This is a genomic window from Candidatus Vicinibacter affinis, assembly GCA_016714365.1.
Taxonomy (GTDB): domain Bacteria; phylum Bacteroidota; class Bacteroidia; order Chitinophagales; family Saprospiraceae; genus Vicinibacter; species Vicinibacter affinis.
Genome location: JADJNH010000006.1, coordinates 196090 through 211719 on the forward strand (window position 1 = coordinate 196090; position 15630 = coordinate 211719).

12 protein-coding genes are annotated in these 15630 nt (G+C 37.6%); 7 read left to right on the top strand and 5 right to left on the bottom strand.

The window, feature by feature from the left end; all coding sequences use genetic code 11:
- Nucleotide 1: 1 nt before the first annotated feature.
- Nucleotides 2-868 carry a DUF4249 family protein gene (locus IPJ53_14000; GenBank protein ID MBK7800210.1) on the top strand — a complete coding sequence of 289 codons (867 nt, stop codon included), beginning with the start codon at nt 2-4 and terminating at the stop codon, nt 866-868.
- Between the two features lie 43 nt (nt 869-911).
- Nucleotides 912-2594, top strand: coding sequence for a T9SS type A sorting domain-containing protein (locus IPJ53_14005; GenBank protein ID MBK7800211.1), 1683 nt, complete (start codon nt 912-914; stop codon nt 2592-2594).
- 51 nt (nt 2595-2645) lie between these two features.
- On the opposite strand, the gene IPJ53_14010 is transcribed toward IPJ53_14005, so the two are convergent.
- From IPJ53_14010 to IPJ53_14030, 5 genes are all read right to left on the bottom strand, one after another.
- Complete coding sequence (locus IPJ53_14010) at nt 2646-5375, bottom strand: 2-oxoglutarate dehydrogenase E1 component (protein MBK7800212.1); 2730 nt, start codon at nt 5373-5375, stop codon at nt 2646-2648.
- A 108-nt stretch (nt 5376-5483) separates the two neighbouring features.
- Nucleotides 5484-6203 carry a hypothetical protein gene (locus IPJ53_14015; protein ID MBK7800213.1) on the bottom strand — a complete coding sequence of 240 codons (720 nt, stop codon included), beginning with the start codon at nt 6201-6203 and terminating at the stop codon, nt 5484-5486.
- A 128-nt stretch (nt 6204-6331) separates the two neighbouring features.
- Nucleotides 6332-8632, bottom strand: a complete 2301-nt coding sequence (locus IPJ53_14020) for a hypothetical protein (protein ID MBK7800214.1) — start codon at nt 8630-8632, stop codon at nt 6332-6334.
- 31 nt (nt 8633-8663) lie between these two features.
- A complete protein-coding gene (locus tag IPJ53_14025; protein MBK7800215.1) occupies nt 8664-11336 on the bottom strand; it encodes a tail fiber domain-containing protein in 2673 nt (890 codons plus the stop codon).
- A gap of 127 nt (nt 11337-11463) precedes the next feature.
- Nucleotides 11464-11928: a T9SS type A sorting domain-containing protein gene (locus IPJ53_14030; protein ID MBK7800216.1), complete on the bottom strand. Its 465-nt coding sequence runs from the start codon at nt 11926-11928 to the stop codon at nt 11464-11466.
- 262 nt (nt 11929-12190) lie between these two features.
- Here IPJ53_14030 and IPJ53_14035 point away from each other — a divergent pair, with 262 nt between their 5' ends.
- The 5 genes from IPJ53_14035 to IPJ53_14055 all read left to right on the top strand — a co-directional run bounded on the left by IPJ53_14035 (nt 12191) and on the right by IPJ53_14055 (nt 15324).
- The gene (locus tag IPJ53_14035; GenBank protein ID MBK7800217.1) at nt 12191-13192 is read left to right on the top strand and encodes an MBL fold metallo-hydrolase; all 1002 of its coding nucleotides are present in this window, start codon (nt 12191-12193) and stop codon (nt 13190-13192) included.
- 116 nt (nt 13193-13308) lie between these two features.
- Nucleotides 13309-13896 (top strand): hypothetical protein, encoded by a 588-nt coding sequence (locus tag IPJ53_14040; protein ID MBK7800218.1) that lies wholly within the window; start codon nt 13309-13311, stop codon nt 13894-13896.
- A gap of 16 nt (nt 13897-13912) precedes the next feature.
- On the top strand, nt 13913-14218 hold the full coding sequence (locus IPJ53_14045) for a hypothetical protein (GenBank protein MBK7800219.1): 306 nt from the start codon (nt 13913-13915) through the stop codon (nt 14216-14218).
- A gap of 133 nt (nt 14219-14351) precedes the next feature.
- Nucleotides 14352-14714 carry an antibiotic biosynthesis monooxygenase gene (locus tag IPJ53_14050; protein MBK7800220.1) on the top strand — a complete coding sequence of 121 codons (363 nt, stop codon included), beginning with the start codon at nt 14352-14354 and terminating at the stop codon, nt 14712-14714.
- 10 nt (nt 14715-14724) lie between these two features.
- The gene (locus tag IPJ53_14055; GenBank protein MBK7800221.1) at nt 14725-15324 is read left to right on the top strand and encodes a GNAT family N-acetyltransferase; all 600 of its coding nucleotides are present in this window, start codon (nt 14725-14727) and stop codon (nt 15322-15324) included.
- Nucleotides 15325-15630 lie beyond the last annotated feature (306 nt).

Below are 15630 nucleotides of genomic sequence, written 5' to 3' on the forward strand. Positions count from 1 at the left end.
CATGAAATCAATATATTTTTTTTCAATAGGTTGTTTTGTACTACTGAGTTCGTGCGAGAATTTTTTCTACAAAGACGTGGAGATTGAAGTAGATAAATTTCCTCCCGGATATGCCATGACAGCTTTATGGTCCAATGATGAAAATGGAAATACAATCCTTGTTTCTGAGGCCGTGGGAATCCTTGAAAAATCTCCGGAGCCAGTGGACTCAAGCAAACTAGAAGTAATCATCAACAATCAGTTGTTAGGCAATTTTAAATTAGGAAAAGGACCCTGGAAAATTCCTGAATTCCGTTTGGTCGCCGGTGATGCAGTGTCACTCAAACTGAACATTCAGGATAAGGTTTTTCTTGAATCCACTCAGACCATGCCGGATTCAATTGAGATTCTCAGTGTTAAATTCACCAGGGATTCATTATTAAAAGGATTTGAACAATCAGAATATGATTTTTTTAAAATCAAAATTAAAGATTTAGCCACTGCACACAACTATTACAAAGTAAATGCTTATTACGTTTATGACCTTGATGAAGACAGCACCAATATTCAATACGAAAGCAGGTTTATGGAAGCAGTAGATCTGTCAAGAACAGATGGAGAAATCATCAAGGATGATTTTTTTAATGGTAAAGAATATGAATTGGTCTTCAGGACATACAGCTATGATCCCGGATATAAACTTATAGGAATACTCCTGGATTGTCATAATTTAAGCAAAGATTACTATTTGTTTGAAAGTTCAAAAACAAGGTCTTCTTACAGCAATGGCAATCCATTTGCAGAGCCGACTACCATCCACCAAAATGTAAAAAATGGGTATGGTATTTTCGGATTGTCAAATAAAACAAGATACCTGATCAGGATATAGACAAATTATCATATTTTTGGACAACTATACAATCCAACTAAATATGAAAACAAATCTACTTGTATTTGCTTGTCTGTTGATAACTTCTGCCTTAACGGGTCAATCTCCTAAAAAGGCACTCTATGAACACTTTACCCAGGCATCCTGCCCGCCTTGCGCATCGGTAAATCCTGTTCTCCATCCAATACTAGACCGAAATAAAGATAAAGTAGTACAAATTACCCACCAGGTAAGTTGGCCGGGATATGATCCAATGAACGAAGACAATCCATCCGAGGTAGCCAACAGAGTCAGCTATTATGGAACGAATGCAGTGCCCTCCGGATTTTTGGAAGGGAAAAAAGTTCAGTTAACACCATCCATCAGTGTTACAGACGATTTACTGCAGCAAGCAGCTGAAGTAGCCTCAAATTATGATTTGGAAATAAATCCAAAATTGAACACCGGCATCAATGAACTCGATGTGGAAGTAAAAGTAAAACTTACAGACGCAATGGTGGGAAGACCGGTTCTTCGGGTAGTGGTCATGGAAAAAGTAATTCGCTTCACAAAAGCGCCCGGCACTAATGGAGAGAAAGAGTTTTTTCACGTAGTGAAGAAATTCCTTCCTGGCACGGCTGGAACTGTAATAGCAGACCTGACAGTCAAAGGTGATTCACGTGTTTTTAACTTCAATTATAAATTCAACAATCTCTATGATTTCAAAAATTTAGAGGTCGCTGCTTTTATTCAAAATGATCTTACGAAGGAAGCTTTGCAAGCCGCAAATTCGGAAGTAACTTTCCCGCAAACACAAGGACTGGATTTGGTTTTAAGATCCGGAACTCCAAGCAATGTTCCTGATGTCAAAACAATGTGCGCCACCAAAACCTTTCCTACTGTCAACTTCATGAACATTGGCAACACTCCGATTACAAAAATTCTTTTTCGCTATTCATGCAATAATGGTCCTTCAGCAGAATATATCTGGACAGGAAGCATCCCATATCTATCAGAAAAAACGATTGCATTGGGAGAATTAGAAATTCCATTTATCCGTAAAAGTGGAAATTCCATTCAGGTAGAAGCAGTGGAAATAAATGGCAGTTCAGATATCGATCAAGCCAATAACAAACTGGAAATTGCTTTTGATGCACCTCCAGCGACTACACTTAACTCCAGAATTGAAATCAAACCCTTGTCAAAACCAGATTTGATCAGCTTCGAACTAACAGATGATGCCGGAAAGGTCTTACTTAAAGATGGCCCATTTGCCAACAACACTTTGAAAAGCTATCCTCTTACACTTGATAAAGACAGATGCTATAAATTATCGGTAAACAATCGTCATGTAAGTGTAAATGGTACCGCAAGATTATTTGATGAAAACAACACTTTATTGTTCAACACATCGCTTGCCAGTCAAAAAATATTTACGAATGATTTCACTACTTACGAACTGGTTACAAAATCATCAAATGTTTCGGTTGAAATTAATGAACTTGAAATCAATCCAAATCCTGCAGGAGAGGATTTTAATCTAAGTTGGCATTCAGAAAGAATTCAGGATGCTCAGATTAACATTATCAACATGCAAGGTGAATTGATCAGAAATTATAAGATCAAAATGGCAAGTGGCAAAAATTCTCTGTCAATAAATGGAAGTGAGATCTTAGCCGGTGTATATTTTGTACAAATCAATACAAAAAATAAAGTAGTCTTTAAAAAATTAATCCTTCAGCGATAAGCAAGTTTTTATTTTTATTTCAAAAACTACTTTTGGTTTAGGCATACTTCATTAATTAAATGCTTTTTCAACCAGTTCGATGAGCTGGGCGTCGTGTACTTTTTTATATCCTACAGCTGTGGATGCACTGGCTGGGCGGGATACATAATTGAGGTGACCAAAATTCCAATGAGTCCTGATGTGATTTGCTGCACCCATGTTGGCAGGTTCTTCCTGTACCCAGGTACATGAAGCTTTAGGAAAATCATTTAGTAAATTCTTTAGTTGTTGCTCAGGGAAAGGATAAAGTTGTTCTATGCGAACGATCACTACATCTTCAATATTATTATTGAGTTGATAAGCATTAAGATCATAAAAAACTTGTCCCGAACAAAGCAATAATTTTCTCACTACTTTTCTGTTTTTTAACTCAGGGATAATCAATTCCTTAAAACAGCTGTTATCCAGGAATTCGTCCTGACCGGAAATACATTTTGGATGTCTGAACAAAGATTTGGGTGACATCACAATTAATGGTTTTCTGAAATCAAAATTCAATTGTCTTCGCAACAAATGAAAATAGTTGGCCGGTGTGGAAACATTGGCCACAATGATGTTAAGCTCGGCGGCAGCTTGAAGATATCTTTCTAATCTACCTGAGCTATGCTCCGGCCCCTGACCATCATATCCATGCGGTAACAAGAGAACCAACCCACTCATCCTGTTCCACTTTACTTCTGCAGTAGCAATGTACTGGTCAAAAATCACCTGGGCACCATTGGCAAAGTCTCCAAACTGCGCTTCCCAAATTACGAGATGATTTGGTGTAGCCAAAGAATATCCATATTCAAAACCAAGCACTGCAAATTCAGACAAAAGCGAATTATAAATAAAAAACTTTCCTTGTTGATCCGAAATTGAAGAAAGTCTGTTGTATTCTGTGTTGTTCTCTTCATCAAACAATACCGCGTGACGGTGTGAAAAGGTACCACGCTTTACATCCTGGCCACTTAACCTTACATTCTTCCCTTCATCTAATAAACTTGCATAGGCCATAAGTTCTGCAGTAGCCCAGTCAAACTGATTTTGGTCGGTCATTTTTTTCCAGGATGCAATCAAGCGGTTTACTTTTGGCAACACTTTGAAATTATCCGGAGTAGATAACAATTTATCCAATAGAAAATTAAATTTTTCAACTGAAATACCGGTGATTGGATTGCGTTCAAAATCACTTGCAGTGACCCTTTTACGCAAGGCCCTCCAGGCCATTTCGGGTTCCTGATAACTATAGGGCAAAGGGTTTTGCTTTACCTGATCGAGCCTTTCCTGAAGCAGATTCCAAAAGTTTCTTTCCATTTCTTCGGCAAGCTTTTTCTCCACTTCTCCCCTGCTGCTTAAAATGGAAATGTACAGGTCGCGGACATTGGGATGGTTTTGTATGATTTCATACATCGCTGGCTGGGTAAATTTAGGATCATCCCCCTCATTGTGCCCATGACGACGATAACAGACCATGTCAATAAAAACATCTGCGTTGAATTCCTGACGATAGGCGATTGCCAACTCCGAAACATATACCACCGCCTCAGGGTCATCTCCATTCACATGAAAAACAGGAGCTTGCACGAGACTGGCCACACTGGTAGAATAAGTCGATGATCTTGCATCGTCAAAATCAGTGGTAAAGCCTATTTGATTGTTGATGACAAAATGTATCGTTCCTCCTGTATAAAAGCCTTCCAGTTGAGACATCTGCAAAGTCTCATAAACAATACCCTGGCCTGCTACTGCTGCATCTCCGTGAATCAGAATGGGTAAAATCTTATCATAATCTGATTGATACAAAAGATCAGCCTTGGCACGGGAAAGCCCTTCTACCACAGGATCCACAGATTCAAGATGAGAAGGGTTAGGTGCCAATTTAAGTTGAACCAATTTACCTGAGGGCGATTGGATTTGGGATGATAAGCCCAAATGATATTTCACATCTCCGGAACCAAAACTGAGATCTGGCACAGCTGTTCCTTCAAACTCGCTGAAGATCTGATCGTAAGTTTTGCCCATAATGTTGGCAAGTACATTCAGCCTTCCCCGATGAGCCATTCCAATTACCACTTCCTCCACTCCTAGGTCTGCTCCGTTATTAATCAAGGTGTCCAAAGCCGGTATGGTACACTCTCCACCTTCCAGTGAAAATCTTTTTTGTCCTACATATTTTGTGTGAAGGAATTTTTCAAATATAACAGAACCATTCAAACGCTCCAATATCCGCTTCTTCTGCTCCAGACTTAGGCCATAATCCGCAACCGGAACCTTAAAGGACTCTAGCTTATTTTGAAGCCACATTCTTCTTTCACGGTCTTCAATATGGGCAATCTCAAATCCTATTTTACCACAATAGATACTTTTAAGGCGCTCAAGGATATCTTGCAAGGGTGCATTTGCCATACCCACTTCTTGCCCTGCTTGTGATCGATGGTTCAAGTCCGCATCGGTCAATCCATAATCCTGAAGACTCAGATGAGCCTTGCGATCCCTACGAGTTCTGATGGGGTTGGTATCTGAAAGTAAATGTCCTCGGTTTCTAAAACCATGTATCAATGAAATAATGGCCAGTTCTTTACCAATTTCGTATCCATTCGAAGTAGAAGTTGAAATGCCATTTTCCTGTCGACCTAATTCAAATCCTTTAAAAAACTGAGCCCAATCGGCTTCTACAGAATTTGGGTCTGATTTCCAGGTCAGATATAAATTTTCAAGAAATGCCGGATGCGCATTGGCCAAAAACGAATAGTCTTTCATGATTTTGCAATTTGCTAAATAGAGTGAAATGTACCCTTAGATCAACTCTTGCAAAAAACATAAAAACTTACGGCTTGTTCATTGATTCAGAACAAGATTATCATAAACTCAATTTTTAGGAGCCTTTGCAGACAAACCGGTGGTACATTCATACACATGCGTATCAAAATCTGTCCATACTGGTTTTTTACCATATTGCTTGATTATCTCGGGGCAATCATTGAACAATGCAGGAAAAGCATCTGAATAATCTTTCTTTTTAAGTTTATAAGCCGAAGCTTCACCAACTTTAATAAAATAAGATTTATCATCTCCTCCCGCCACAGTGAATCCGCCAATGCCTACCGAAGCTGTTTCAGCTGCTTGTGGATCGTGAAAAACCAATATCTTTTCTGAAAAACCGGGATTTACCACCTGCATTAATAAATCCTCAGGCTCTTTTTTGAGTATCACTTTTGTGCTGACAAAATAGGCGTAACCCTTCTTGATATGTTCCATGTCGATTTCTCCTGAATAGGTTTTTACATTCATCATGGCATTGTCCATATCCATTAATTTCTGGAAGCCGCTCGCAGGCAAATACATCTCCTTTATATCCTTTGCCTCCAATTCATGTTCCTTTTTATCTGCTGTCTCTATGGTAATTTCTTCAATGAGTCCTTTGCGGCGATCAATTTTATCCATTTCTCCTTCTAGTTTTGTGCCATCTTTCAAGGTGATGTAACATGGTTTATTTTTAGAAAATAAATCGAAAGCAGGGAGAAAATTTTGAGCTTGAAGATTTAGAATTGCACACCAGGTCAAACATAATAAAATTAGTTTTTTCATATTGTTAAATTATTAGACAACAGTAACGCTTTGCAAGCACTTAAAATTGTGTTGGCAAATTAAAATCGGGAATTCTAAGAATCCCCGACTTAATAGCTTGTTGATTTAATGAAACATGGGATCAATGTTTATTTTGGTCTTTTTGATTGTGGCTTAAATTCTCTTGTTTCTTCAATTTTAACACCCTTTGAATCATGCTTTGCTCTTAAGGTTTCTTTTTTATGATAAACTTCATAATTTTCATAACCCTTCCTAACTGCTTTCACCTCCCAATCAAAATTAAAATTTCCTTTTCCTCCTTTCAATTCTTTTACTCTGAATCCATTCGCATTTTTCTCCACTACTGCAATACCATAAGTATCCGAATATGCAGGTGTCAACTGTACGGTTAAAGATTGCGTGTTCACCACTTTTTTAAAATGATCTGAATAAGATACAAACGCTTCTCCATTGATCAATTCTCCACTGCCCCGCTCATAAGCCCCAGCTTCAGGTCCTTCCACACATGCATACCAAATTTCCTGACCACTTTCCACAGGATCATCCATTCGAAAACTTTTTACATCTCCAAACACAACTCCCTGACCAAATGTATTCAAATACATACCTGCAGATTCTCCACCTGCACCATCACCTATCCCCAAAAAAGGATAATTTGGACCAACACTACTGTAACCTGCATATACATTTAATTGGTTGGTGTTAGTGTTGCCGATATACATTTCCCCGGTAGAACTCGTACTTAGCAACTCAATCACCTCACGATTAGTTTTTGCAGAAGACAGACTGAAATAAGGTTGTGTCTGATCACTTACCAGAGAAGTCATATTAATTCTTTCCTTCCCAAATTTATCATACAGATGAATCCCACCTCCCCATGTTGCCGCATTGTTAAGAGAAACAATGGATTTACTTCCATTGTAGTACACGAGTGTACTGTCATTCACATCCACCCCTGCATACTCAAGCGGTGCGTCTTTGGTCTTGCGGTAAATTTCAAACTCATTGGCAAAAAGATGTGAACCGCGATCCGGGGAAGCCATGTCAAAATGGATTTCATAAGGGTTGAAAAATGATTTAATGGATTTATCCGTAGGATCATAATTCCAAAATTCCATTTCAGCATACGGACTTCCTATTTCAAAAGCATTGATTCCCATAAGATAACTGGCCCCACTGTTCATTGAAAATACTCCAGGATGCAAAATGGTTTTTGACTTCGTTGTTCCAATCAACTTACTCATGTTAATTCCAATAGGTGAGACATAGGTGCTGTCCGAACCTTTTGCTGTGATGAGTTGATTTTGTGTCAAATAACTAGCATTAGATGCATTTACTTTTTGGACATTTAAAGGATCTTCCAAAACTACTTCATTACCTGATTTTTTCCATACTGACGCACCACTTCCAGGACCTGCACTTAAAGGAAAATGCTTCCATTCACCTAAAGAAAAAACCAACACATCCCCGGAGTCAGGCGGCGTAGCACTTAATGGAAATCCATTCAATTTGACCACTTTTGGACCAGGATAGGTTCCCGACAAATCACCTGATGCCACACTGTTTACCAACAAATCATTGGCTGCATCTGCATCCACATTCGCAGGAACCCATTGACTTCCATTCCACAAAAGCGCCTGATTAATCATAGGTTGCACATCCTGAACCAAACGTCCCTGAAGTCCGGCCACCTTAGGCGCAGGAAGTGTCCCGGATAAATCCCCACTCATCAGACTGTTAATCGTAACATCGTTGGCTGGATCATTGTCCACATTAGCCGGAATCCATCCGGACCCATTCCAAACGAGAGCCTGATTTATTAATGGATTTATGTCCTGTATAGGCCTACCCTGCAAGGCTACTACTTTTGGTGCAGGCAAAGTACCGTTCAAATCTCCTCCAACGGCAGAGCCATTTTTCAAATCATCATTCGGATCCGGATCACCAATATTGGTAATTCTATTACCGGAAATCTGGATTCCTGGTCCCGCCTCAAGTTTTGTTTTTTCAGCATATAATGCATAAGGGACACTAAGGAAAGGAGAAACTCCTGAAAGTTCATAATTTATGCCCCCATTAGGATCAATTTCTGTTTTTAGAAAGTAACTTCCATTTGACCAATCGACCTGATCAAATCTTCCTGCCAGTGGGAAACCATATCCAATTAAAACATTTGCCAATCCAAACTCATTGGTTATGGTGCGGTGTTCTTCTGAATAAATCAGCACACCTGTTGCAGAACCTTTGAGAATTGAAAATCGAATGTTGACGTTTTTTCCATTCAATGGTTTGCCGGTATTGTCCCTGACGATGGTTTGAAAATTTAGTCCGTTGGGTGCCTGAGCCTTGCCAATGCTTGTCCAACCTAATATTATGAACACACAAAGTATTCCAAGCAATAAATTTTTATGTTTTAGAATTTTATTCATGATGATTATATTTCAATTTACTGTTCAATATTTACTTGTTTAATTTTTCCAATTGGCTTAACCTTAACTCCAAATTTTCCAATTGATTTAATTTACTCTTTAATTGTTCTATCTCTAGTTTTTGGGCATTAATTATTTGTTGTTGTTCTTGTACAGACTTAACCAAAGGCACCACGAATTCCGCGTAACGCAATCCGTAAAAATCATTTTCATTTTGAGGTCTGTCAACACCACTGAATTGAAAACCACACGCATCTGAGGCCTTTTGCACTTCCTGGGCAATGAATCCCGTTTGCCGCACTGGGTTGAATGAATTTGCTGCAGTAGAATTTTGATTGCGTAGAAAACTCTTTCTGTTTTCTGATTTAATTCCTTGAACCGTCTCGAGTTGATCGATATCCAACACATAACTTACTGGCCTTAATTTTAGAATAAAATCCAGACCAATTACATTTTCTACCACATCTTTTTTAAATCGTCCATCAGAAATATTTGTCCAGGATTTATAGCCACCTATGGAAACAGTTGTGGCGTCTCCTATACGTATCTGGTTACTTGCATTTACTCTGGAATCTGCTCCAATGGCTGTACTTTTAGATAGATTAATACTTCCATTGTTGGTTGAATTATGGCCTATATAGGTGCAGGATTCATTTAATGCACCTACTGACCCGGCTGAATTTCCGACGGCTGTGTTGTTATACCCATTTTTATTCTCATACAATGCATATGTACCCAATGCGGTATTGAACACTCCTTGATAATTATTTTTCATTGATTCTGCTCCAACTGAAGTATTGTTGATTCCGGTATAATTTTCCGAAAGCGAATTGCTTCCCACTGCAGTATTGTACGAACCGGATTCATTGGAAAATAATGCACCTAATCCCACCGCAGTGTTTACGTTTCCATTTATATTGCCAAACATGCTGGTGGATCCAATTGCAGTATTCCCAAATCCATCAAAGTTTGCACTTAAAGAATTTGTACCAATGGCTACATTAGTATACCCTGTTTCATTTGCAAATAAGGTATGATAACCTAATGCAGAATTGGAATGACCGGATGTATTGGAAAAAAGTGAACCCGCTCCACTTGCAACATTGTTGTTGCCGTTTATATTGGAATACAAGGCCAAAGTACCAAATGCAGAATTGCCTGATCCAACTGTATTAGTATATAAAGTTTTGGATCCGACTCCGACATTTTCAATCCCCTGATTTTCATTAAGTGACCCACTTCCGTTATTAAACAAAGATGAATCGCCTATTGCTACAATATTACTCCTGTTGTTGTAAAACATCGCTGCAGGACCAATGGCGACATTGCTTCCAATCTTATCACCAATTTCCAAAGCATGAGCACCGATGGCAACGTTACTCGACCCGGATCGGTTGTTATGCAAAGCACTTCTTCCCACAGCCACATTAAAGTTCCCATTTTCGTTAAAAAAACTTGACTCAAAGCCTATTGAAGTATTGTGTTTACCATTGACATTATACCACATTGCATAAGTACCCAATCCTGTATTGTGTGTTCCAATAGTATTATTCACACCGCTGAGTTGACCAATAAAAGTATTGAAAGATCCTTCTGTAGCATTTGATTTTGGAGTATTTTGTCCACCTGCGTCCTTTCCTAAAAATAAATTGCTGTTATTCCCTTCAATCTCCAACATAGTAGAACCAAAAGGATTTTCATGAATGCTAAGTTTCTCTATTCCCTTAACATCAAATCTTATGATATCCTCATTGGGATTTTTCTCTAATTGCACCTGAGTATTTCCATCCGCATCGTGAATTCTGCTTGCACTTGTCACTGGAAACCTTATGGTGTTTCCATTGCTGATGCTCAACTCCTGGGTTGAGGTATTAAAATTAAGCGTTTGTAATTCATTGGTATTACTCAAATCACCTGTATTGGTAATGATTTGATTATTTAGTTGAATACCATTGCCCGCTGAATAATTTGGAATAACACCGGAAGCCAAATCCTCCAACAAAATAGAACCATTTAATATTTTTGAGGAGCTGACAGAATTGTCACTCAGACCCAATGGTTTGGAGATGGTGCCATCTCCCGTCAATGTAGTATTCGTCACCACCACTTGTGCCCCCCAGTTATCTGCTGTTGTTGAGAGTGTAACTGATCCTCCACCTTTCGACAAATTCAATTGGTTATTGTTCAGGCTTAATATTTGGATTTCATTCATGGAGGAACTATCTTCTGCTGAAATCCGATTACCTTCTACCATTATCCCAGGTCCGGCATCCAGCTTTGTTTTTTCTGCATAAAGAGCATACGGCACACTCAGGAAAGGACTTATACTGGACAATTCATAATTGGAACCACCATTCGGGTCAATTTCAGTTTTTAAAAAGAAACCTCCATCCGCCCAATTAATTTGATTGAACCGCCCTAGTAAAGGAAAGCCATAACCAATCAAAACATTAGCTAAGCCAAATTCATTTACACTGGTTCGATGCTCTTCTGAATAAACAACTTCACCCGTAGTTGAATTTTTCAAAATAGAAAATTGAATATTAATATTTCTTTGGATAATGGGTTTTCCATCTTTATCCCTTACTATAGTCTGAAAATTTAATCCATACGGAACCTGAGTCCATCCGGATGAAAAAACAAAAAGAATCAGAATGAACGTCCTGAACACAAGTTGAAAAACACTCCATAATTTTATTTTCATGATCATTACTTGCTTTTAATTAACTGCGTACAAATTAACCCCTTGAATAAATCAACTGCTCAAAATCTATCCAAATTATGATGCAAAATCTAAGGGAATTATTTTTCGACAAAATCAACCTTTAAGATTAACCTTTGATAAAATTGTACTTCACTTTATGATCGGCCAGTTTCGAATAAACAAACATAAAATAAGCACCCGCGGATAAGTGATGAACCCTGACCTTATTATTGCTCAATCTACCTCCAAAAACCAAAACCCCATCCATGGAGTATATATCGTATCTTACTCCATCAGGCATTGCAGGATAAAAGTATAACTCACTCAGTGCCGGTACCGGATATAGATAGGATTTTTCAGACGAGCTCCCCTTAGTCCCAGTATTTATCAAGGGTTCTGGCTGAATTACCCCTCCTGTGGCAAAACCAACAGTCTTATTTCCAATAGTAACCGTTCCAATTTCTCCAACTGAGTAGTAGAACGAATAATTCGCCGACTTGACACCACCTCCTGCCGCATCTATTGATTGCTGAGACCAACAAAAGAAAACTGACCCGAACACGAATAGAACGAATAAAAATTGCTTTTTCATAGCTACTAAACTATCTTAAATTATTCGCAATTAGAATGATTTCTATCATCTGGCATTATGATTTAAAACAAGATTAGCTTTTATTTAAACCACAGTACATTTTGAAATTGTCTCTTGCCAAAGTACCTATAAATTCCAACCAATGAAAACTGCAAGGCCTTATAAGATTTTCTTCACTGCAATTACAAGATTTAATTATTTAATCTTGAGTACCAATTTTAACCATAGAAAGAAATAACTTTGCAAGACACAAAATGTGTACATGATAAAATCTAACTTAATCATTCCATCCAAGTTTTTAAAATTTCTTATTATATCGAGTCTGTTGGTCTGTCTTTTTTTCGCTTGTCATCAAAAAAAAGATATCTATTCTCCTAACAAAACCAATTTACCCATAAAGAACCCATATTTGATAATATTGGGGACAACTCAGGATGCCGGTTCACCGCAATCAGGTTGCAAAAAGGATTGCTGTAAAAATTTATATCTACATCCAGATCCCACCAGAAAGGTGGTGAGTTTGGGTTTAGTTGATCCTCTAAATGAAAAAAAATATTTATTTGAGGCGACTCCTGATTTTGCGAGTCAGCTTTGGAATCTGGAAAGCCTTGATAAGCATTCCAAAACGAATGTTCCAGATGGTATTTTTATAAGTCATGCACACATCGGTCATTATACAGGATTGATGTATCTGGGAAAAGAATCCATGAATTCAAAAAATGTATTGGTGTATGCCATGCCTCGCATGTCGCAATTTCTTCAGCGAAATGGACCTTGGGATCAATTGATCAAACAAGGAAATATTATGCTTCAAACGATGCAGAACAAAGAAAATATTGAGCTCAAAAAAGGATTGAACATTCAACCAATTCTTGTTCCTCATCGGGATGAATACTCAGAAACTGTTGGATTTACAATCTACGGACCAAATAAAAAAGCATTATTCATTCCAGACATTGACAAATGGCAAAAATGGGAAACGGATATTAAGAAACTGATTGTGCAAATGGACTATGTCTTTATTGATGGAACATTTTATGATGCAGCTGAAATAAACCATAGAAATATTGATGAAATCCCCCATCCTTTTATCGTTGAAACCATGAAACTATTTTCCGGTCTGAGCGCCATGGATAAAGCAAAAGTACACTTCATTCATTTTAACCACACCAATCCCGTACTTAATAATAACAGCAAAGAAGCCAAACAAGTATTGAAGAACGGATATAAGATTGCACAGTTTAATCAAATATTTGAATTATAAATACATTCCATGTTCCTCAATTTAATAAATAAACTAAAGGCTAAGGCAAGTTGTTGAAATAAGCAATATTCATGAAACGAATTAGATCTGTTACCAGCTAAACTCAAGTCAAAAAAATGAAAGTAGATCAAAACAAAAATATAGACTTTACTCAATTAAAAATAACCTCGAATGGTCCTCTATCCAAAGAATTCATCAAACTCAATTGCAATAATTTTCAAGAAGCATTTGCCTACATCAAAAAGCTACCCTATAAAAGAAACGAAAACAAATATCTCCCTCTCTCAGTATTGACAGAACAATGTGGAACCTGCAGCACCAAACATGCATGTTTAAAAATGTTGGCAGAGGAAAATGAATGGAATCACATTAAACTGTTGATAGGTGTATTCAATATGGATTTAAATTTTAACCATAAAGTAAATCAAATACTTTCCAGTAATGGACTCTCTCATATTCCGGAGGCTCATTGTTACCTTAAAATTGAAAACCAAATAATGGATTGCACTTTTACAAATGAGACAGGCGTTAAAATTGATATCACTCATGAAAAGGAAATCGCTGCGAGCCAATCCGGTGATCAAAAGGTAACATACCATAAATCCTATTTAAAAAAATGGTTAGAGCAACAACCAAACTTAAATTTAACACTGGAAGAAATATGGCACATCAGGGAACTTTGCATCGCAAGTCTGAGCAGCTAAAATGCTAAACCAAATCATGAATCAAATAAAAGCTCTAAAAGAACATTTACTGTCCCTGAATGGATGCAGTGCAGCTCCTCATTTTGAAAAAACTGCCTACCGGACTAAGAAAAGAATATTTGCCAGCCTGGATGAAGATAGGAATATCCTTTGTGTAAAACTCTCTCAAGTACAACAATCTGTATTCCTTGGATTGGCAGGCATTGAAAAAGCTCCCAATAAATGGGGAGATCAAGGTTGGACAAACATTCACATCTGTGAAGCAGGAATGGAAATAATACAGGAAATGTGCGCACTGGCCTATGCCGATGCACTTTGCTAATTTACAATAATCGGGCTCGTTTAAATATTTCATGGGCGCCACATTTGCATTTTAAAAGTCGTTCTTCTGATTTTGAAAATTAAAAAATTGCCTGGCATTTAAATGATTGTGTAATTTTATTCCAAAATTACACATGTATTCAGATCCACCAAATAATTGGCCAAAACCCTATTATGCTGTCATTTTTACCTCTAAAAGAACACCTGCAGATGAAGGCTATGGAATCATGGCAGACAAAATGGAGGCACTCGCATCTACCCAGGAGGGTTTTCTGGGAATAGAAAGTGCGCGATCGGAAATTGGCATTACAGTTTCTTATTGGAACAGTCTTGAGGCCATCAAATCATGGAAAAATAATGCGGATCATATGATGGCCCAGCGCATGGGTAAAAAAGTATGGTATGAATGGTATCATCTTAGAATCAGTAAAGTTGAGAGAGAATACTTCCATTACATGGACGTTCCAATTGATGAAATAAATTTACAGAAAGGATAATTATTTTGAAATGATAAATTTTGATTTTGAGACCGAATATATTCTAGAAAATAATGCTGTTCAATTAAGGCCGCTCAAGTTAATTGATATCGAAAATCTACTTCCATTCGCAATGCATGAGGCAGATCTTTGGGAATATTCCCTCGTCTCAGCTGCAGGTGAAGCTAATTTGAAAAATTATATTTCCTCTGCTCTCCAAAGCAGATCAGAAAGAAAAGAGTATCCTTTCATCATTTGGGATAAGCGCCTCAATCAATTTGCAGGGTCAACAAGATTCTATGACATCCAATCTTTTCATGAGACTTTGCAATTAGGCTACACCTGGTACGGAAAAAAATTCCAGGGAACCGGACTAAATAAGCATTGCAAATTTTTGTTATTGGAATTTGCCTTTGAGCAAATGAATTTTAAAAGAGTTGAATTTCGTGCAGACAATGATAATTTAAGAAGTATTGCTGCAATGAAATCCATTGGGTGTACCGTAGAAGGAGTCTTGCGATCCAATGTAGTTAAATCAGATGGCGGACGTAGGGACAGCATAGTACTCAGCATACTCAGAGAAGAATGGTTGGGGAATATTAAAAAAATGCTTGGCAAAAAATGTGAATGAAGTGGCCATGTAATGCTCACATTTATATTGCTCATTTAAATATAGAATAGATTACAAAAAAAAAGTACCATACTCATAACGTTTATGAGTATGGGTACTTTACTTCATTCAACTATCTAATCAACTATACCTTTAATTGATTATTTCATATACATTGATAATCTTACAGATATAAATTCCTTCCGCCCAAATTCACAGAATTAAGAAGGATCGAATAAAGATGATAAATTAGAACGATAATTACCTATCCGATTACACCAATGTGTAATGATTGGAATAATGAGTAACTTTTTAAATCAAGCGTCG